Consider the following 21,245-nt stretch of genomic DNA (forward strand, 5'->3'; position numbering starts at 1 on the left):
GAAAGAAACCACGGTGTAACACAGAGTTAACACGGAGTTTTTATTTTTTATAAAACAAATCTTTTAATTCCTGATTTTAATGACCTCACATTAAAATTCATTAGATATCCAATTTTACATTCTGCTAATTTAAGATAAGTCAATAATTGCGCAGTGTGGATATCAGTTAATTCTTCAACGGATTTTAATTCCAGAATAACACTGTTTTCAACGAATAAGTCAATCCTGTAACCGACATCAATCTCCACTCCTTTGTAGCATACAGGTAGTTCTACCTGTTTCTCTACATATAGCCCACATTCACGTAATTCGTAAAATAAGCAAGCCTCGTAGGTCTTTTCCAACAACCCCGGCCCTAACTCAGAGTGTACAGAGTATGCACATCTTAATATTTTTCCGGTTAATTCTTTCTCGTAAAACATAAATATTCTTACTCTGTGATAACTCTGTGTTGCTCCGTGTTACTCTGTGGTTTTCGAATTTCGTTCCTGCACGCTATGAAAAATCTTAGTAGGAATAGAATATATCTTCGTAAAGCCCTTAGCATCGTCCGAAGTCCATGCCTTATTTACTTCGCCATATTCACCAAAGTCTGCTTTCATCAGGTCGTAATCGCTTTCTATGCCTACCAGCGTATAACGATAAGGGTGAAGTTCTACAATCACTTTTCCTGTTACATTCTGTTGCGAACTATCGAGAAATGCCTCTATGTCGCGCATTACTGGCTCTAGGTATTGCGCCTCGTGGAGGAACATTCCGTACCAGTTGCCCACCTGATCTTTCCAGTATTGCTGCCACTTGGTAAGCGTATGTTTTTCAAGCATCTTGTGTGCGTTGATTATTACCAATGGTGCAGCAGCTTCGAATCCTACGCGCCCTTTTATACCTATAATCGTGTCGCCGATGTGCATATCGCGCCCGATGGCATATGCTGATGCTATTTCTTCTATTTTTTGTATCGCTTTTACCTTATCTGTATATTTCTCGCCATTCACTGTCGCTATTTCTCCATGATGGAAGTCGATAGTCAATGTTTCCGAGCCTTGCTTTTCCAGTTGCGAAGGATAAGCTTCTTCGGGTAGGGTTTGATCAGACTTTAATGTCTCTTTTCCACCTATGCTTGTACCCCAAAGCCCTTTGTTGATAGAATATTCCATCTTAGTGAAATCTGCTTCGTACCCATGTTCTTTCAGGTAATTGATTTCATATTCGCGGGTAAGAAGCATGTCGCGCGTAGGGGTGATAATTTCGATGCCGGGAGCAAGCACATCGAAAGTCAGGTCGAAACGCACTTGGTCGTTCCCTGCGCCTGTACTGCCGTGAGCTACTGCATCGGCTCCTATTTCTTTTGCATAATTGATAATGGCAATTGCCTGAAAGATGCGCTCTGAACTTACGGATATAGGATAAGTGCCGTTGCGCAGTACATTACCATAGATCATGTATTTGATGCTCTTTTCGTAATATTCCTGCGTGATGTCGAGGCTAATATGCTTTACAGCACCCAACTTGTAGGCTTTTTCCTCTATAGTTTTCAGTTCGTCCGGCGTGAATCCTCCTGTATTAGCAATAGCGGTGTAGACATCGTATCCGAGGTCTGCCGACAGGTATTTTGCACAGAACGATGTATCTAACCCTCCACTGAATGCTAAAACGACTTTTTTCTTCATTTCAATTGCTTTTTTATATCTTTTATTATTGCTTTTATTTCTTTCTTGTCTTTCTGTTTTTCAGGATCGAACAGCATGGCTGTACAGATACAATATTTGCGCTCGGTACGTGTCAGTATGTCGTAGTTGACACATCCTTGGCATCCGCGCCAGAATGCTTCGTCGTCGGTCAACTGGGCAAATGATACAGGCACATATCCCAACTCGGTATTTATCTTCATCACAGCCGCACCCGATGTTAGCCCGAATACTTTAGCCTCGGGAAACATGGTCCTCGCCAAAGAAAAGGCATGCTGCTTAATTTTCTTGGCAAGCCCATGCTGGCGGAACTTATCGACGACAATAAGCCCCGAATTGGCTACAAATTGCTTGTTGCCCCACGATTCTATATAACAGAACCCTGCAAATTCGTCGCCCATAAGCGCAATTATGGCCTTACCTTCTTTTATTTTCAATTCAAGATATTCGGGGCTACGCTTGGCAATACCTGTTCCGCGTACAGCGGCCGCAGCTTCTATAGTGTCGAGGATAGTCTGTACATACTTCAGGTGAGTATTATTGGCTATCCGTATGGTGATATGTTGTTCTTGTTCCATTGGTTTTTCTAACACAAGTTCGTCGGTAATGTTCATTGTAGTAACGTTATTGAATGTTTGGAATAAATGCAGAGAGAGAAGCCAATACTTCGTCTCTGCTTACATTTTCTCTGGGAATGAGCAGTATGGTATCGTCTCCGGCTACCGTACCCAATATATACGCTGAGGCTTTACTGTCTATTTCGCTGGCTATCGCCATTGCATATCCCGGACGGGTTTTCATAACAGCCAGTTGCCCGGAAAATTCAATAGTAACAGACCCGAATGAAGATAATACCGGTTCTTCTTCGTTTTGAATATTCTGCATATTTTCGGGCAATTGATATACACTGCCTTTGTCTGTCGGCACTTTAACTATTTTAAGTTCATTTATGTCGCGCGACAAGGTAGCCTGTGTAACCGAAAATCCTTTTTCAATCAGTATATTCAATAATACCTCCTGATTGTTTACCTCGGTAGTTTGCAAGATATCCTTTATTGCTTTATGTCTGCCCTTTTTTGTCATTTGTGAATAAATATTCAATAAAGATGCAAAAATATACATAAATATGCATATGTGAAATATATTTGATATAAAAATTCATTAGTGTCCACTAAAAAATCACAATCGTTCTTTGAAATATTTGAAATATAGTTAATAACTAACTTTTAGAAATTTGAGCATTCTTGGCATCAACCAATTCCATAATAGCAGAACTATTGCGCTAAATACAGCCGCCATTACGAGGAAGCCGACAGGCATTAAAAATCTCATTCCCAAACCTCTTGTTGTCATAGTTCTCTATTTTTTATGTTTTACAATTTATTGTTTTAAGAGCTCTCTACTTATGAAGACAACTGAAGTCGAAAAATATTTTATGAAAAAGGAGAAAAGATATTTTTTATTTGTTTGTTTTCAGCAGACTGTATAAGTTATCCCAATCACGTTCCATTTCTTTGAGTAATGCTATGTTATCTTCCTTTGATATTGCCTGATCTATGACAATACCATCGCTTATTTTTAGAAAAAGACTTGCCAATTCTTCGTTCTTGATGTTGGTCTTGATTTCCTTATTTCTTTTAGCCGTTTCTATTATTTCTGTCCACGCCCAGCGTTCTTTCTTGCGTTGAGCCGTATGTATTTCTAAAAAGTCCGGAATTCGTTTAGCGGCGTCCGACAGAAAAGTAAATATATTCATACCTCTGTCTTCTTCTATTTCATCGAAATCATCCGGTTCCTGAAGTACATTCAGATAATGCTTATAAAATTCCTCTAAAGACTGTTTTGGAAAATTGCTGTAATTAGCGATAATAGCATTGTTGTAGAAGTATTTTACAACCTCTTCAAACAGTTCGTCCTTACTGCTGTAATAGTGATAGAACGCGCCTTTTGCCAGGCCGACTTCGTTTACGATGTCCCTAAGAGAAACTTCTTTATAAGAGTTCTTCAAAAACAGCTTTAATGCTGTTTGCAAAATTTGTTTTTTAGAATCCGCCATAATACCTACCGTTTGGTATGCATAGATAGTCATTCCGGCTCACCCCGGAAAGTTGTGAAGGGGAAAACAAAAAGATATTTTTTTTTATTTAACAAGGAGCTTTATATGTAGAGCTGGCATATTTCACATCCACAGATCACACTTATTATCAGTCACTTATCACAAAAAACTCTTTAATTGATAGTATATTCTATTTCTTCTCGCTCGAAAGATTAAATTCGTCTCCACAATTTTCCGAGTGAGTCATTAAAAGCGGCCTATAAACTAACGATGCAACTAAAAAGCATCCATCATACCACCAAGGTTATACATCCCCATACATACAAAAAAAAGACCAGATATACACCTGATCTTTTTTCTATTTTTAGTTATTTATCTCCTTACAAAGAATTAACATGTGCAGCTAATTTCGATTTCAAGTTACCAGCTTTATTCTTGTGGATAACATTTTTCTTAGCTAATCTATCAAGCATAGAACATACTGACGGATATTGCTTTTGAGCTTCTTCTTTATCTGTAACTGCACGAAATTTTTTCACTGCATTACGAGCTGTTTTAGCCACATATCTATTTCTCAAGCGTCTTACTTCTGCTTGTCTGATTCTTTTTTCTGCTGATTTATGATTTGCCATTTTGACTAATCCTTATATTTTTGTGTATTATACTTACTATTTGTAGCCCATAGGGGAGTCGAACCCCTCTTTCCAGAATGAAAATCTGGCGTCCTAACCGATAGACGAATGGGCCATCTTCGAGTTTCCTTCTGTTTCCAGTGTCTGTTTCTCTCTCGATTGCGGTTGCAAAGGTAATCCATTTTTGATTACTTGCAAACTTTTAAATATATTTTTTTCATGATTATTTTAATTTATTTTATATCATATTGATTTTCAACATTGTTTTATTTGATATTTTTTTAGAATAATTTTATCTATAAAGAAGATTAAGCAATCTTTTCTCAATTGACAAGATGAGAAAACAAAATTATTTCTCTCGCGAACGTATTATTTGTGTACCGATAAGGCTATCGTAACGCTGTCCTGATGGACGATAATAGACATAGATAGAATATTCGTTTTCGGTTTCAAAATAGTTACCTTCTATTTTTGCTGTCGAAAATTTGTAGTAATTGCTCCGGGTCAAATACTGATAATTATACAATCCTTGCTTTAAAAGCAATGAAAGCCTGTATTCTTTTTTTTCGGCATCGTATTTCATTTTATATTTTTCGGAGAATGTATTATAGGTGAATTGCCCGTTGATATATACATCTTCGCTAAAAGGAGTATTAGCTGCTAAAGTGAAATTTGTTACAAAATAATCGGCTTCTGTTCGTTCATAGTCACTCTCATTGGTCCGGACATAGAACTTTCCGTTTTGGTCTTGATCGTAACTATACGACTTGCCCGCCCGGATCTGATTGGCTACAATATCCATTTCGTAACCGGGACGCACATATTCTATATGCCCTACATTCATGCCATTGTAGCGGTAGCTCGATGTCTCGAAACGATGATATTCATTTCCAGCTTCGAATATAAGGTTTTTATTATGTTCGTATACCAACTTGCCGGGATTGATATAAGTAGGCATCAGCTTAACCCGTTCATTATCCAGCCGTTCGTTCTGGCGGACAAAAACAAATAATTCGGAACGGGGATCGCGTATATTCAGGCTAGGATGGTTGATGGTAAATGATAGTTGCTGATGATGCCGGTTGAAATCGATATCGGTGTTCGATGTTACAGCTGCGCCAATGCTCAATGATGGATCCACTACAGAATAGCAGGCGGTTAGCAATGTCGATTCGGGATAATTTTCTTCATATATTTCTACCACATAGTTACCCGAGAGCTTCATGCCTACATCATTGTTTGGTATCTGCAATTCGAAATGGGTGTAATCTACAGTGGTATTGAGAGATGGAGAATAGTCATCGACAAAATTATCGTTGAAACCATCGAGGTAATCTATCTCCGAAACCCCAATGGATTTGTTCCAGAAAGCATCGCAATGGAAAATCCTGTATCGTAACCTGTCGGCAGAGTTGTCGGATATACGGTCGAACGAAATAGTTATATATTCGTTTCCAGCAAGCCTTATTGCGGGCTCTACGCTTTGTAAGCCATTGGCACTTACCTGCAAGGTGTATATTTCGGGTGAGATCGGCTGAGTTCTGTACGGCTGGGCTCCCGATAATACACTAATGAACAAGAAGAAAAGGATAAATACATATTTGCACATGGTGATTGGCGTTTATGGTCGACATATTACTGCAAATATATGAATTAAATTGTGAGGAACATTGATAATTTTTTCATCGCCACAACAAGTTAGTTCAGGTAATGTCCCGATGGCCAATCGACAGATAAAAACAAGTCTTACTAGTCTTCCGGCTTAAATTCTTTAATATCTTTATATTCCATGTCCTCTCATTATTTTAATAGACTATATTTCTTCGTTTTCATTCTCATTTTCATTCTCATTTCTCTTACAAACTTGCAGGAATAGCCAGTATAACAATATCGTTATAAAAAGAGGTGTAAACGAATCCCCTGAAGATATTCCGATATGCTCCGTAGTAAAGATATCTATAATAAAATAAAGAGCTACAAAGAAAAAGATTATTCCCCCTACGATTTTTAAAACTACTAGATTTTTCATTGAGCTATAATCTATGTAAATTTTTATATTAGTGCTTAAAATTCAAAATCAAAATCATTCAATTCATCCAACTTCTCAACCTCCGTTTCCGACAGCTCCCCTTGTAAGGTTTCGGCTGTAAGTTCTGCTCCTGTACCCCATATATCGCCTAATAGTTCGGCTATACTGTTTTTCTGGTTTGGCTCAAATTCGCCGAAAGCACGGCGCAGGAAAACTACCGAACGGTAAAACTCGTCGTCGTCCAACTGTTCCACATATTTATCCAACTCTTTCCACAACGATACACGGGAGAGTAAGGCATAACGGTTGCGCCCCGATAAGCCTTCGAACCAACCGGCTCCCAGATCGGCAGGTACGCCCGGCGACAAGCGGCGCGATACTTCTTTGGCACAATCTTCTTCTGTGGCTAGATTATGTTCCAGCAGAATAGAAAATGCGACACCCGAAAGCTTGGTATTCAGATCGTCGCGCCATGCCAGATGTTCCAGTTGCTTTTGCCAGGTTTCTACATCTACCACATCGTATTGCTGCTGCGAAATAAGCTCCATTACATTAATACCTTGCGCTATGCACGATGCCGCTTTATCGTCGCACGATGCTGCATCTACCAATAGCAGGGATGAGCGCAGGAACAGTTGTTGCAATATAGGAATCAATGGCTCTAGGTTGAACTGCCGCAGGTCTCCATATTGTATCAATACCGAAAGTTCGTGGGCTGCATTCGCTGTTTCCCTGAAATTGTTTGAGTCTACCAGCAATTGCTGCAATGTACTCAGTGCGTTATCGAATATATTAGTAAGGTGGCATTCGCAAGCCTGACGTATGATTCTGGCTGCAAGCGACACATCCGTACATTCATTAAGTTGTTCTTTCAGTTCGAAGGCAGCTGCGATCTCCAAGGTTTCGCCTTTCAGATTGGCCTCCACTATTTCTATCTCTACTTCGGGAGTCCAACGCAACGACCATTTTTCTGCCCATGTAGCGCTGTCTTGCGAAACCCGTATTTGTTCGGCAAAATGAATATTCAGCACCTTTAGCCGGTGAAGAAAAGTGGAGCGGTTGAGGTCTATAAATGCTGCTTCTTTAGTCTTTACCTTCAGGTTTTCGCGCAGGTCGAGTGACAGTTCTTGAGCAACAGCCGATTTGTAGGTTGTCAGTTTCAGCCGTTTAAGTTCCTGGTTCATATCTTCCTGCACCGGGGTCTGGCTGACTCCTTCGGGTAGTGAACCAATAGCCGTTCCTATATCCACCCTGTTGATAGCCTCGGCTACAGGAGGCAGTTCTCCTCCTCCAAAACAGGTGATCACGGCATCGTGTAAGTCTTTCAATACAGGCTGACTGCCACCACGCATTGCCGTGAGTGCGTTTGCCAGCCTTACGCCTTCTATTACGCTAGCCGATGATGCGTTATCCCCTTTTTGCCGCAATGCTTTAGCTACTTTAGATAGGTAAACTGCAGACAAATCGCCCAACCTGCCTTGCTGTATAGCTTTCCACATCAACTCGAAGTAGTAAGGAGCAAGATTTCCGGCACCATAACCTGTACGGCTGCTAAGCCGCAGATAGGAATATGGCATAAGGGTCAGCTGTGAAGTGCTACCGGGTATATCCTTCAGTTCGGCATCTGACATAGGCGGCAAATCCGACTCTATTCCCGACACATGATATGCACCTACTACTACAACTATATCTTCGGGCTTTGCACCTTCATCTATAACCCGCTGTATCTCGCGGCGCATATGTGCTTCTCGGATAAGGTTGTACGAAAAGTCGAAAGGTGCAGATTCATATTCCTTATCCACCACCATCTCTCTTATTTGCCCCGATTGGAAAGCCAACCCCTCCCGGAATGAACCATCATTGAGGTTGTGTTCGAAATTCCGTTCCCAGTAGCTTTCATAGTTATCCTCATCGTACGATCGGGCGACCTTATCATACAGGCCGTTATGAAAAGCGTAAAAGGCATCTGCGCCCTCGTTCCCCTCTTTATTGCGCTCTTGCCTCAGTTTGAGCATAATATGGGTAGGCAAATCAACAAAACGCACCTTCGCTTTCTTCTTCACTCCCCAACAGATAGCTTGATATTCGGGCGAATAAGCAGCGAAAGGGTATAATATAGTTTCGATAGGCAACTCGGTAGTATATGCCAATAATGCAATCGGCGGCTTTACCTTCCGGTCGGCTATGTCGGGTATCAGCCTGGTAGCATCGGCAGGCCCTTCGATGAGTATATATTTTGGCTTTTTCTCTTCCAGGTATTTAAGCAAATGGTAAGATGCTCCGGGAGAGAGATGCCGTACGCCGAATATGTTAAGTTTATAGGTCATTTGTAGTAATCATCTGTTAGCCAATTCCCAGGATTTTCATAGATATATTCAGTTATTTTCTGATATGATTCATCGTTACGGATTATATGTTCGTAGTAGCTGCGTTGCCATATTGATTTCACTTGTAGATATTCTTTATACCATTTCATTACACCAATCTTTAATCCCCTAATTATGGAACCAATTGTTCCAGACGGAGACCTAAACAAAGCCTCATTTTCGGGCGAATGATAATTCGCCCCTACAAATTCTCCGATTTCAATAATACCATGTATATGGTTAGGCATTATTATATACCCATGTAATACCACATATGCATAATGCTCAGGTATAGCCAACCAACATTTCTTTACAATATTTCCAAATTCATTCAAAACCATATCTCCATCGACAACAGTGCCAAATAAACACTCTTTATCTTTTACACAAATGGTAACAAAATATAATCCTCCTTGTGAATAATCATATCCGTGAAGACGAATACTTCGGCGGTGAGGTAGATTCTCTTCAACCATTCTCAAATCATATCACCCGTTTATATCGCTACATGTATTATACAATCCACGCCACGACGCTCCGCGCTTTTTCATTACATTTTCCAGATATTCTTTCCATACCAGTTTATCTTTATCCTCATCCTTCACCACTGCGCCTTGAAGCCCGGCGGCAAGATCCTCGTCGGTAATAGTGCCATTGCCAAAGCTGGCGGCAAGAGCCATACTGTTTGTTATTAAGGAGATGGCTTCGGCAGTAGAGATTACCCCGCTTGGCGATTTCAGTTTTTGCTTTTCGTCCAATGTCATGCCCTGACGTAGTTCGCGGAAGATGGTTACAATCTTTTCTATCGCTTCGTTTGTCGGAAGATTGGCTTTAAGCTTGTAGTTGTTGGATATTTCTGCTACACGTTTGGTCACAATAGACACTTCCGTATCCAGATTAGCCGGAGCAGGAAGTACAATGATATTGAAACGGCGTTTGAGTGCCGACGACATATCGTTGACGCCCCGGTCGCGCGTGTTAGCTGTAGCTATGATAGAGAACCCGCGCTTTGCAGGCAATTCGCGCCCCAGTTCGGGGATAGCTATTGTCTTTTCCGACATGATAGAGATAAGAGCATCCTGCACTTCGGATGCGCAACGCGATATTTCTTCGAAACGGGCTACCGACCCTGTTTCCATAGCACGGTATATAGGTGATTTTATCAATGCCTCGTTCGATGGGCCGTTTGCCAGCAGCATGGCATAATTCCACGAATAGCGGATATGTTCCTCGCTGGTTCCCGCTGTACCCTGTATTACCTTTGCCGAATCGCCACAGATAGCAGCTGTAAGATTTTCCGACAACCACGATTTTGCCGTTCCCGGTTCGCCAATCAGCAATAGCGAACGGTCGGTAAGCAAGGTAGCTATAGCGATTTCGACCAGACGGTTGTGCCCTATATATTTAGGGGTGATGTCAACATTGCCGGCTTTGCCCCCTACCACAAATTTGAGGACAGCCTTGGGCGAAAGTTGCCATCCTGCGGGTTTTTCTTCGTTTTTGTCTTCTTGGCGAAGTGCTTCCAGTTCGTGAGCGTAAAGCAGTTCGGCAGGCAACCGCAATACGTCTTCCTTCTTTTCTGCCATGTGTTATATGTAGTTTTTTATTGTTGTCTATTATTCATTATTTTCTATTTCGCCGGCTATGTCTTCAAATATTTCTATTTTATTCTTCTTGGCAAGCTCCCTGTACTTTCCGGCATATTCTTTCGGGAATTGTGTCCAGAAACCAATACCGGCAAGCCTGTTCAGATAATAATAATATGTATTGGGAGCATAAGCCGACATTGTTTTGTATATGATTTCGAAACGGTTTTCAATCTTTCTGTCCATTATCAACCTGAATGGTATTACCTGATTATTTGGCATTGCATATTTCAGCAAGCCAATAATGGTTTCGTCCAGTTTTTTACTTTGTGGCTCGCAAGCGTGAAGCAGTTGTAACGCTTGGTCGTATTCGTAGTTCCATTTGCGTTTTTTACCATCAAAAAAGTGATAAAAGTAGGTTAGCCATCTCTTATCTATATTATCGGTATCTATATCCAACTTACCACTGTTATGGTATCCGTAATAATCTTGTTCATTCTTATTATATACATCGAATAAGTCTCTTAGGGCAAGTATTCCTTTATCAAATACTTTGCTGAAAATATCATAAACTTTTTCTTTCGCACAACCCTGTCTTACAGCCAATTGAAGATAGCTATTCCACACAGGATACTTCGAACTTACCTCCGGTATATCATTTACATGCTTATTGTAGAACGCCAATGCTGTATCATCGCCCAACCCCTCAAGGCTTTCTGCCATCTTGCGCGATATAGAATAAGCCAGCGTTTCCAATAGGCTTTTCTTTGCTGACACCAAATCATTATAATTCTTATTCTTAAGTATATAAGCATAAAAATCGAATATGCGCTGATCGTTTTTACCATTCAAAACAGTGAATACAGTATCGAACTTATCCAGTTTGTCGTAAAGCACTTTATCGGCCTCCTCCTTATCCAAGGCTACAAATTCTTCGAATGCCTGAACCACCTGATCAAGAATTTCCTGAAAAAAAAATGGAAGCTTAGAGGTAGCAAGCGCGGTAACAATAGATGGCAGATGCGTCTTATTTTTATTCGTGAGGTAGACATCCTTAAGCTTTTCGAGGCTAGCCCGTGTATTTAAGGTTGCCAGTGCCTTATATGCAGAATCGCGCACAAGTTTGTTTCTATCGTCTGCCAGTTTGATTATCAGCTCTTCGTTTTCGGGATTATTAGCCATTATCAATATAGCTTCGGCTTGTAAGGCGGGAAGCGACAACGACATTATTTTCTCCACCATTTCCTCTACTTGCTGATAACCTAGCCTGAAAAGCAACCTCAACCGTCTGATATGTTCTGTGCGGTCTTCATACCTGAATCCTTGCAACAGGAACGGCAGCATTGGTTTGCCAACCTTCGGGATAATGGTTTTCTCCACATAGTCGCACAGTTCGGCATATTTATCCGCCAATGCTATATCCAGGTATTTATAGGTACGCGAATCTTTGAATACATTGCGTCCCAAAGCATCGCGAAGGATTTCCAACCTGCCCGAATTACTTATAGTCAGGGCTTCCATTACCGGTTTCAACTGCAAATAGGAATATTCTGTATTTACTTCCTCCAGCGGGATATTTGGCGTCTGGATATCTTCTTCCACGTCTTGTTCTACCAAATCGCCCTGCGTGTAAAGTACAGAATAGAGCAAGGTAGAAATAGCCATCAGCTTTTCTGACGATTGCTGTGCGTCTGCAACCAGGAGGTCTTCGATATCCGTCGCCAGTTTTTTGAACACAGGTGCTTTTTCGCCCAATTTATTCAATACGGGGATATGTTTCTGCAATCGCGGGTCGCCCTTGGCAAATTTGCTTCCGGCAATGAATAAACGGTTTATCTCTTGTTGAAGGTCGTATAGTGGTTGTAGTCTCATTGTCTTAGATTTAGGGTATTAATACATTAACCTGACAATTTTTTCAGGTGTAATCAACGACATTGGTTGCGCCGACAGAAGCCCTGTTTGCACATCGTTGTTTATCATCACCGTCAGGGCAAACCCTTCGGGATTGGTTGGCAGAATGGCTTTCAGATTAGTGGTGGAGGATATATTTTGTTCTTCTATATCTTTTAGTGTAAGCTTATTGCCCAAACTATCTTCCACTACCAGATTGCCGCCATTGATATATGCTTTGTGCAAAGAGACCAATACAACCGGATGCTTGTCCATCAGCGGGTTTTTGATTGTACTTTTCACCTGTTTGATAGTTTCTGCATAGTTTGCCGACGCAAAAGCAAGTATAGATGCTATATCTTTCGTCTCAGCCTTGCGTTCTGTTACTACTCCTGCCTCCCAACGGATGCGCGGGTTCTGGTCGCCGGGATAAATATACATTTCCTTTAGTTGCAAAACATCGAACGCACTGTTATCTTCTTTTATATATTTGGCTGCGCGGTAAGGACGGTAGTTTTTAGTCTTATATATTTTACCCGTTTTAAGGTTCAGCCAGATTCCTTCGTCTACATATTCCCTGCGGGCGGGATTGTCGTAGCTATTGAAGGAAAGTTGTACCAGTTCGCCGTTTTCTTCATATAGCCCGTACTGCATTAGTTCTATCAATTTCCATACATAACCGATCTGCTCTTCTATGGCTGAGTTTAGTTCAGGGTCGGCTTCGGGATCTTCCTTCCGTTTGTTAATGTAGTCGGTACTTTTTTTCAGGAGAGCCGATATGTAATTTATCTGGTCTATTACATGGGTATATTCCTCATTTTTTGCATTGTTCATTTCCAGCAAGAGGTCGTTGAATGCTGTTTGAACACCATTTATATAATAGTTACCCAGTTCTTTGACCTGCGCCTGCAAAGTCTTCATTATTTTGGCATCGATTGACGAAAGTCCTGTCTGTACTATATCTTTCAGTATCTTGCCTGCTATTTCTATACCGGAGAGTTGGGCATCGGCTTTTTTCACAAAAGCAGCTTTGTTCACCTTTTTGGGCTTCTGAGCCTTTTCTTTTACCGATTCTTTTTCCTGGGCTTTCTTCTCTTGTTTCTTCCCTATCTTCTCCCTTTTGGAAGTTATATCTTCGGGAACATCATCTGTAACGAAACTAGCGTTGTTGGCTTCGTATGCATATAGCAGTCCCAAAGCATGTTTGCACGGGAATTGCCTGCTAGGACAGTTGCACCTGAACACCGGATTGTTTTCTTCGATATAGTCGGCAGAGCAATAATAGGGATTCTTACCACTTCCGGCACATTCGCCCCAGATAAGATTTTTTTCTGAAGATATTTTAAGGTTCGAAAATTTATTTTTCTTTACAAGATCGCGCCCGTTTTTTGCAGCAGCAGCATTGGGAGCTAACTCCTCAATCTTCCGTTGAGTTATTTCCATGTCGTTTTATATAGTATGTTTTGTTTGGTGTTCTTTACCGCAAGTACAAATATATAATTTTATGCGTAAAACGAATAGTTTTCGCATCCTTTTTTTTAACATTTATATGGATAATTGTTATTTCCCCTATAAATCCATACTCACCCCTACCCTGACTAAATACATCTTCACGATAAGCTTAGTTCAGGGATTTAAACATCCAGCTATACCCTCTTCGACCTGAGTGCTTAAAAAAGCTGCTCAAAAATTACTCATAACGGCAAGGAAAACTACTACTATGGCTAATACAAACACTATTACATATATCAGTGCAGCATAATACAACCAGTGGGTTATGCGGGAATCCAGTCTCTTTTTATAGTTTGCCAATGCGATTCCCAGCATTACAAAGGGTGCGAGAAGGATAGCATACATACATGCAAATACCGAAATATCTGACCAAAGATCGCATATAATGATAATGATAATAGACAAAACCACGATGTATGTAAACCCGACCAGTATGAGGCTGACCCACGATGTAATACCTAATGTGGCATAGTCTGTCCCTTTTATCGTTTGTACTGCATTCTTTAGCTTTGCCCATATATTAAACTTTATGAACAAATAAATACCTCCCATTGCTACAATGAAAGGGACTATAATTGCTATTAATACTTCATTTTCTATCATGGCTAAACTTTATTTGTTTTTACGCAGCAATACAATAAAAAGAACTTTGAATTACAAAGTTAAAATAAAACGCACATGTATTGTCCTTTTTGATGAATATTTTTACAGCAAATGAAATTGCTTATTATCCTTACCACACAGGATTAAGCTTGCGCGAACATAAGTTTATTGCACATCAGACATATAGAGATATTTTCTATGCAGGATGACAGGTATGTATTAGTATTATATCAAAGCTTAGCGATCAGTCTCAATAAGAAATATCCTCCGATTATTTGAACCAGCAGCCCCGGTATGCCTATCACAAAATCTTGTGTAACCGAATAAAAATCTTTGATCAGCAACCATTCGGCAAAACGCCCCGCCACCTGATAGAATACCACAATCGCAGTCAAGGCTTGTATGGATATTTTCTTATGATGATGGGCAACACATGCAGCCGTTCCCGCCAAAAACATAGACCGGATAAGAATAGACAACAATTCACTGTTGGGCGGCATGCCCAAAAAGATATTATTGATAAGTGGCGAAGTAATAGCTGTCAACAGACCGACATTCAACCCATATTTATAGGCGGCAATCAAAGTGAAAAAGTAGACAGGCAACCACATTTGTCCTCCACTAGGTATTAGATGGCACAAATATGGAAAAAGCACATTGCAGGCTATAAATAAAATGGTAAGAATATAAGTTTTCGTCTCCTTATAATTAAGGGAATAGAGTTTTGTGGCGATAGCTGTTTTCATGTTCAGTTCGAGATCCGCAGTTTATTAAGAGTGAGTATAGATATTTTTCTATATGCAAGTATAAAGAATATTCTTTTTCCGAACAAAAATCAAAAGGTTTTTTTTCATATTTTACTAAAACTTTTGTCACTAAAACTATGAACTTTACTATAAACATAAGGTATAATATTTGTATCTTTGACATAATATATTAACATCTTATAGCACTTTGACATGAAATTAACAGATTTGAAGAACGATAATTTTTTCCTTCTCGCAGGTCCCTGCGTCATCGAAAGCGAAGATATGGCACTCCGTATAGCCGAAGAAGTGGTAAAAATAACCAATAGGCTTAATATCCCTTATGTTTTCAAAGGTTCGTATAAGAAAGCCAACCGTTCGCGCGTAGATTCTTTCACCGGTATAGGCGACGAAAAAGCCCTGAAAATATTGAAGAAAGTGGGCGAAACATTCGGCATACCTACTGTAACCGACATACACGAAACCCACGAAGCCGCTATGGCTGCCGAATATGTAGACGTATTGCAAATTCCGGCTTTCCTTTGCCGTCAGACAGACCTGCTGATTGCAGCCGCCAAAACGGGCAAGATAGTAAATATAAAGAAAGGACAGTTCCTTGCCCCAAGCGGAATGCAGTTTGCAGCACAGAAAGTTGTAGACTCGGGCAATGATAATGTCATTCTGACAGACAGAGGCAGTTCGTTCGGATATTCCGACCTTGTAGTCGATTTCAGAGGCATACCTGAGATGAAAGAATTTGGATTTCCTGTAGTACTCGATGCCACGCATTGCCTGCAAAAACCAAATCAAGCCTCCGGCGTAACAGGTGGACAGCCCAAACTGATAGAGACTATGTGCAAAGCGGGTATTGCCTCAGGTGTAGACGGATTGTTTATCGAAACACACTTCGATCCTGCAAATGCAAAATCAGATGGTGCAAACATGCTACCTCTCGATCAGCTTGAAGGATTGATGGAAAAACTGGTCAGGCTAAAAGCTGCACTGTAATGAAAGTAGATATATGCTTCTCCCCTGCCCTATACCCATACTATAGCGATGGCGAAGAGGGCAAAATAGTGGTTGTAACCGATATTTTCAGGGCTACCACCACAATGTGCGCCGCCTTGAAAAACGGAGCAAAAGCCATTATCCCTGTAGCATCCATCGAAGAGGCCAAAGAATATAAAGCCAAAGGCTATCTGGTGGGTGCCGAACGCAATGTAAAAAGATGCGACTTTGCCGATTTCGGCAACTCGCCTTTCGATTACACTGCCGATAAAATAGACGGGAAAGAGGTAGTCTTCACTACCACAAACGGTACGCAGGCTATAGAGATGGCACGGAAAGCAGATACGCTGCTCATTGGTGCATTCTCGAATATTGGTGCTGTCGCCGAATTTTGCATCAAACAGCAAAAAGACGTAATCGTACTTTGTGCCGGATGGAACAATAAGTTCAATATCGAAGACACATTGTTTGGCGGGGCATTGGCTCAAAAACTGATAGACGGAGGTTATACGCATTCTTCGGATGCCACACACATTGCCCTTTCGATGTGGAAGGAGGCAAAGAAGGATATCAGAGGTTACATTGATAACACCGAACACATCAAACGACTCGTAGCCAACAATTTGCAGGATTCTGTAGAATATTGTCTTACAGAAGACACGGTCAATCTGGTTCCTGTCTACGATAAAGAAAAGAAGATTCTCGTAACCTGCAGCTAACAAATGGCAGAGCATAACGATCTGGGACAAAAAGGTGAATCGGCGGCAACTAACTATCTGGAACAAAACGGCTACCGGATAATTGAGAGAAACTGGACATACGGCAAATACGAAATAGACATAATAGCTGCCAATAACGAATTTCTTGTCTTTGCTGAAGTAAAGACAAGAAGTTCGAGCTATTGGGGCAATCCCGAAGAAGCCGTATCGAAGAAGAAAATAAAATATATAGTAGAGGCAGCCGACTATTATATCAAAGAAAACGATATCGAGCAGCCTGTCCGTTTCGATGTTATCGCCGCCATCTGGAATGGTAAAACATTTGAAATAGAACATATTGACGACGCATTTTTAGCACCTGTAAACTAAACGACCATGAACATAGAAGAAGCCCGCGAAGCCTGCCTTACGATAAAAGGAGCTTCCGAATCTACGCCGTTTGGCGACGATGTTTTAGTATATAAAGTTATGGATAAGATGTTTGCCTATGTAGGGCTGACACGGCACGAGGGTTATTTCCTGCTGAACCTGAAATGCGATCCCGAAAAGGCTATCGAGTTAAGGGAAACTTATCCTGACATCGTACCCGGGTACCATTCCAACAAAAAATACTGGAACAGTGTCAGGCTCGAAAGCGGTGTGCCCCGTTCGGTCATCAAAGAACTGATACAACATTCGGTAGATGAAGTCGTTAAGAAACTACCCAAGAAGAAACAGGAGGAATATAACAACCTGAGGGAAGAATGATGGATGCCAAACGAATCCATATGCAAGCATGTTCGTCTACCAATACCTGCCTGTTGGAGCTGGCTGTAAGCGGACAGGTGAAGAAAGGTTCTCCCCTGCCCGAAGGCAGCATCATATGGGCAGAGTATCAAACAAGCGGAAAAGGGCAACAAGGAAATAGCTGGGAGTCGGGAAAAGGCGAAAACCTGCTGTTTAGTATCATATTTTACCCTACGATGATAAAGGCCAACGAACAGTTTATAATATCGCAAATGGTATCGCTGGCTGTTGCCGAATGCCTGCAAAAATACGTGGCGGATATTTCGATAAAGTGGCCAAACGATATTTACTGGAGAGAAAAGAAAATCTGCGGGATACTGATAGAGAATAATCTGCTGGAAAATACGATAAGCCAATCGGTTTGCGGCATAGGTATCAATATCAACCAGGATGAATTTGTAAGCAATGCTCCGAATCCTGTTTCATTGATGCAGATAACGGGAAAAAGCTACGATCGTGAATCTGTATTGGACGAAGTAAATGAACTGATACTTACCTACTATCAAAGAGTAAAAGAAAATGATTACCAGCCAATAACAGAAAAATACAAATCGCTGCTCTTCCGGCGAAACGGTTATTATAAATACAGCGATAAAACGGGCGATTTCCTTGCAAAAATAAAGGATATAAAACCCAATGGGCTGTTAGTCCTCGAAACAAACCTGGGCGAAGAAAAGTTGTTTGCATTTAAAGAGGTGAAGTATGTTTTATGAGAACAAAAAACTGCCCGGAAAAACAACGTCCCCGGACAGTCTCCATATTTTAATATACCAGTTCTACAAATTCAGGCCCATAATTAGCGAAGGGAATATACCCAACAAGATATTCAGGCAAATAGCTGTTATGGCAACAGCTTTATACTCAAAAGGTATCCTCAGTTTTTCCTCCGATTCGCTTTCCTTGGTTATCATCACATTGGCCACTCCCAGATAATAATATACTGCCATCGCAGAATTTAAGATTCCGAAAAGTACAAGTATTATATGTCCTGCCTGCAACATTTGTTCGAATACAAACAGCTTGGCAAAGAATCCGGCAAAAATAGGAATACCACTCAGCGACAGCATTGCGAATGCCAGTACAGCCACCATTAGCGGCTGATGCTTTCTCAACCCGAAGAAATGAGATATATCTTCATTCTCCTTTCCTCGGCAAACACCCAGTATAACTGCAAAGGCAGCTATCCCTGCCAGGCTGTAAGCCGATGCGTAATAAAGCACAGCATTGGCAGAACTGCCTACAGCAAGCAATGTCATCATCATAAAGCCGGCATGCGAGATACCCGAATATGCCATCATACGCTTGATGTTGCGTTGCTTCATCGCAGTAAGGTTACCTACGGTCATCGTAAGGATAGAGAGTACTATCAAGACTATCTGATAGCTTGGTGTAACAGCAACCGACAGTATGCTTATCACTTTGAATAAAGCAGCTATAGCCGCCACTTTTACCAAAGTGCTCATCATTGCCGTTACCAGTGTAGGCGAACCTTCGTACACATCAGGCGCCCAGAAGTGGAACGGAACGACAGATGCTTTGAACATCAGCCCTACTGTGAGCATTATAAAACCAATATGGAACCATACCGGCAACGAAACTGCCTGTGAAGTCGCGTTTGCTATCGCCGAAATATCAAACGATCCGATAGCACCATATATCAGGGCGATACCAAACAGGATGAAACTGGAAGCAAAAGCCCCCATAATAAAATATTTCATACCTGCCTCGTTGCTTCTTTCGCTTTTCGGATTGCTGGCGGCAAGTGTATAGGCACATATGGAAAGGACTTCGAGACCAATGAAAAACATAGCAAAATTCCCGAACGAAACCATTGCTACCGCTCCTGCCAGCATAAATACCTTGAGCGATATATAGTCTGCAATTTTTACAAAATTCTGTTGGTAAAATTTCGGGCTCATTGTTATTGCCAGAATAGCAAGGACAATAAACAGTATGGAAAACGCCTGCGAAAAGCCGGTATTCTTCACCATGTTATATTTATCTGCTTCGATAAATGCTTCGCCGAGATAAAACTCCGTTACCCCCATACCCAGTATAGCTATCAACCCTAAAAGGACAACAGGTACAAGTACCTTCCTCAGGTTGAATATTTCTAACAACAGGCTGATAATCCCTAATCCCGAAATGGCTATTAATGTGCTCATTATATATCTGTGTATTTTTTATCTGTTAATATACATCACTATTTCCGACAGGCTCGAACCTACCAGGTCTGTTACCGGCTTCACATACACCCCGAAGAAAAACAGTACGAGGACTATAATGCCGAATACTGTAGTTTCTGTTTTCGACAAGTCGAAGAACGAACCTTCGTAACGCGGGCCAAGCATTACCTGCTGGAACATACGAAGCATAAACAAGGCTCCAAGGAAAAGCGATGTACCTATTGCAATTGCATACCACATACCTACCTGATACAGTCCGTACATGATTGTAAATTCGCCAATGAAATTGAATGTCAGCGGCACTCCTATCGAAGACAATATGCTAAGGAAGAATGCTACTGTAAATTTAGGAGAACCCGAAGCTAACCCGCCCAATTTGGATATAGAAAGCGTCTTCGTCCGGTGCTGTATCACATCTACCGAATAAAACAGGGCTACTATACCAAACCCGTGCGCAAGTATCAGTACTACAGCCCCCTGCATAGCATCGTAAGTCAGCGCATACGCTCCCGCGGCAACAAAGCCGACATGCGAAAGCGAGGCATAGGCCATAAAACGTTTGAGGTCATCTTGCCTCAATGCCATTATCGCCCCATACACCACACCGATTATACAAAGGATAAGGATTACCGTGCGCAACTCTTGTGCTGCATAAGGTGCAGTAGGTATCTGCCAGCGCATTACACTATATGCCCCCATTTTCGACATAAGCCCTGCAAGCAGCATCGTACCCACTGCCGGAGCCTTCTGGTAGACATTTGCCTGCCATGTGTGGAAGGGAAAGATAGGTATTTTGATAGCGTAAGCAAGGAAAAATGCGAGAAATATGCATATTTGCTCCGTATTGTTCAAATTGGCTTTGTAGAAATCTTCGAGCAGGAAACTGCCCACTTTGGTGTACATATAGATAATAGCACCCATCATAAAGAGCGACCCAACAAACGTGAACAGGAAAAATGTCATGGCTGCCTTACGGCGTTTTGCCATTTCGCCATTGCCCCAAAGCACTATGATGAAATAGATAGGGATCAACGACATTTCCCAGAACACATAATAAAGCAATGCATCGCTACTCAGGAATGCGCCTGTCATGGCAAAAGCCATAAACATGATAAGGGCGTATAATAGTTTCTCGTTCTTAAACTCACGGTTGAGCGAGGCCAGTATTATCACAGGCAACAGTATAGTCGTAAGCAATACCATTGCAATGGCAAGTCCATCCGCTTTCAACGAAAATGTTATATTCGGATTGCTAATCCATCCGGTGCTGAAATTAATAGTCCCGGTTTCCCCGTATTTAAGATATAAAGCTACGGAAAATACAGCTGCGGCCACGCTAAACAATATGGCAGCCTTCGAGGCAAACCTGTTGCCGCAAAAATATGTAAAGATTGCTCCTCCCAGCAGTATAATCAAGATAATTACAATATTCATATTT

21 protein-coding genes and 1 tRNA gene are annotated in these 21,245 nt (G+C 41.2%); 5 read left to right on the plus strand and 17 right to left on the minus strand.

Features of this window, described 5'->3' with window-relative positions; genetic code table 11:
- Positions 1-47 precede the first annotated feature (47 nt).
- The 15 genes from D0T57_RS02130 to D0T57_RS02200 all read right to left on the minus strand — a co-directional run bounded on the left by D0T57_RS02130 (position 48) and on the right by D0T57_RS02200 (position 15,108).
- Positions 48-422 carry a GxxExxY protein gene (locus D0T57_RS02130; RefSeq protein WP_163270410.1) on the minus strand — a complete coding sequence of 125 codons (375 nt, stop codon included), beginning with the start codon at positions 420-422 and terminating at the stop codon, positions 48-50.
- A gap of 39 nt (positions 423-461) precedes the next feature.
- On the minus strand, positions 462-1,670 hold the full coding sequence (gene argG, locus D0T57_RS02135; protein WP_163270411.1) for an argininosuccinate synthase: 1,209 nt from the start codon (positions 1,668-1,670) through the stop codon (positions 462-464).
- The gene (locus tag D0T57_RS02140; protein ID WP_221412271.1) at positions 1,667-2,266 is read right to left on the minus strand and encodes a GNAT family N-acetyltransferase; all 600 of its coding nucleotides are present in this window, start codon (positions 2,264-2,266) and stop codon (positions 1,667-1,669) included. Before D0T57_RS02140 ends, argG begins: the two co-directional genes overlap by 4 nt.
- Positions 2,267-2,312: 46 nt before the next feature.
- Positions 2,313-2,771, minus strand: coding sequence for an arginine repressor (locus D0T57_RS02145; RefSeq protein ID WP_255490458.1), 459 nt, complete (start codon positions 2,769-2,771; stop codon positions 2,313-2,315).
- 376 nt (positions 2,772-3,147) lie between these two features.
- Entirely contained in the window at positions 3,148-3,744 is a 597-nt protein-coding gene (locus D0T57_RS02150; RefSeq protein WP_221412272.1) for a TetR/AcrR family transcriptional regulator, read from the minus strand.
- 380 nt (positions 3,745-4,124) lie between these two features.
- Positions 4,125-4,376: a 30S ribosomal protein S20 gene (gene rpsT / locus D0T57_RS02155; RefSeq protein WP_163270419.1), complete on the minus strand. Its 252-nt coding sequence runs from the start codon at positions 4,374-4,376 to the stop codon at positions 4,125-4,127.
- 43 nt (positions 4,377-4,419) lie between these two features.
- Positions 4,420-4,491, minus strand: a tRNA-Glu gene (locus D0T57_RS02160).
- Positions 4,492-4,725: 234 nt separating this feature from the next.
- On the minus strand, positions 4,726-5,985 hold the full coding sequence (locus D0T57_RS02165; protein ID WP_163270420.1) for a DUF5103 domain-containing protein: 1,260 nt from the start codon (positions 5,983-5,985) through the stop codon (positions 4,726-4,728).
- A gap of 455 nt (positions 5,986-6,440) precedes the next feature.
- Positions 6,441-8,732: a DUF5682 family protein gene (locus tag D0T57_RS02170; RefSeq protein ID WP_163270421.1), complete on the minus strand. Its 2,292-nt coding sequence runs from the start codon at positions 8,730-8,732 to the stop codon at positions 6,441-6,443.
- Positions 8,729-9,247 carry a transposase gene (locus D0T57_RS02175; RefSeq protein ID WP_163270422.1) on the minus strand — a complete coding sequence of 173 codons (519 nt, stop codon included), beginning with the start codon at positions 9,245-9,247 and terminating at the stop codon, positions 8,729-8,731. The genes D0T57_RS02170 and D0T57_RS02175 overlap by 4 nt, the downstream gene beginning before the upstream one ends.
- A gap of 12 nt (positions 9,248-9,259) precedes the next feature.
- On the minus strand, positions 9,260-10,357 hold the full coding sequence (locus tag D0T57_RS02180) for an AAA family ATPase (RefSeq protein WP_163270423.1): 1,098 nt from the start codon (positions 10,355-10,357) through the stop codon (positions 9,260-9,262).
- Between the two features lie 30 nt (positions 10,358-10,387).
- Complete coding sequence (locus D0T57_RS02185) at positions 10,388-12,229, minus strand: HEAT repeat domain-containing protein (RefSeq protein ID WP_163270424.1); 1,842 nt, start codon at positions 12,227-12,229, stop codon at positions 10,388-10,390.
- A gap of 18 nt (positions 12,230-12,247) precedes the next feature.
- Complete coding sequence (locus D0T57_RS02190) at positions 12,248-13,690, minus strand: SWIM zinc finger family protein (protein WP_163270425.1); 1,443 nt, start codon at positions 13,688-13,690, stop codon at positions 12,248-12,250.
- A 240-nt stretch (positions 13,691-13,930) separates the two neighbouring features.
- Positions 13,931-14,362: a hypothetical protein gene (locus D0T57_RS02195; RefSeq protein ID WP_163270426.1), complete on the minus strand. Its 432-nt coding sequence runs from the start codon at positions 14,360-14,362 to the stop codon at positions 13,931-13,933.
- A 230-nt stretch (positions 14,363-14,592) separates the two neighbouring features.
- Positions 14,593-15,108: an ECF transporter S component gene (locus D0T57_RS02200; RefSeq protein WP_163270441.1), complete on the minus strand. Its 516-nt coding sequence runs from the start codon at positions 15,106-15,108 to the stop codon at positions 14,593-14,595.
- 213 nt (positions 15,109-15,321) lie between these two features.
- On the opposite strand from D0T57_RS02200, the gene kdsA reads away from it, so the two are divergent.
- From kdsA to D0T57_RS02225, 5 genes are read left to right on the plus strand one after another with little or no spacing between them, the layout of a single operon-like run.
- Complete coding sequence (gene kdsA / locus D0T57_RS02205; protein ID WP_163270443.1) at positions 15,322-16,116, plus strand: 3-deoxy-8-phosphooctulonate synthase; 795 nt, start codon at positions 15,322-15,324, stop codon at positions 16,114-16,116.
- Complete coding sequence (locus D0T57_RS02210) at positions 16,116-16,835, plus strand: 2-phosphosulfolactate phosphatase (protein WP_163270445.1); 720 nt, start codon at positions 16,116-16,118, stop codon at positions 16,833-16,835. Before kdsA ends, D0T57_RS02210 begins: the two co-directional genes overlap by 1 nt.
- A gap of 3 nt (positions 16,836-16,838) precedes the next feature.
- Positions 16,839-17,204, plus strand: coding sequence for a YraN family protein (locus D0T57_RS02215; protein ID WP_163270447.1), 366 nt, complete (start codon positions 16,839-16,841; stop codon positions 17,202-17,204).
- Positions 17,205-17,210: 6 nt separating this feature from the next.
- On the plus strand, positions 17,211-17,582 hold the full coding sequence (locus tag D0T57_RS02220; protein ID WP_163270449.1) for an MmcQ/YjbR family DNA-binding protein: 372 nt from the start codon (positions 17,211-17,213) through the stop codon (positions 17,580-17,582).
- Positions 17,579-18,334, plus strand: coding sequence for a biotin--[acetyl-CoA-carboxylase] ligase (locus D0T57_RS02225; protein ID WP_163270451.1), 756 nt, complete (start codon positions 17,579-17,581; stop codon positions 18,332-18,334). The genes D0T57_RS02220 and D0T57_RS02225 overlap by 4 nt, the downstream gene beginning before the upstream one ends.
- A gap of 63 nt (positions 18,335-18,397) precedes the next feature.
- On the opposite strand, the gene D0T57_RS02230 is transcribed toward D0T57_RS02225, so the two are convergent.
- Both D0T57_RS02230 and D0T57_RS02235 read right to left on the minus strand, forming a co-directional pair.
- A complete protein-coding gene (locus D0T57_RS02230) occupies positions 18,398-19,786 on the minus strand; it encodes an NADH-quinone oxidoreductase subunit N (RefSeq protein ID WP_163270453.1) in 1,389 nt (462 codons plus the stop codon).
- 18 nt (positions 19,787-19,804) lie between these two features.
- Entirely contained in the window at positions 19,805-21,241 is a 1,437-nt protein-coding gene (locus tag D0T57_RS02235) for a NuoM family protein (RefSeq protein WP_163270454.1), read from the minus strand.
- Between the last annotated feature and the right edge of the window lie 4 nt (positions 21,242-21,245).

The organism is Dysgonomonas sp. 511 (assembly GCF_010501105.1).
Taxonomy (GTDB): Bacteria; Bacteroidota; Bacteroidia; order Bacteroidales; family Dysgonomonadaceae; genus Dysgonomonas.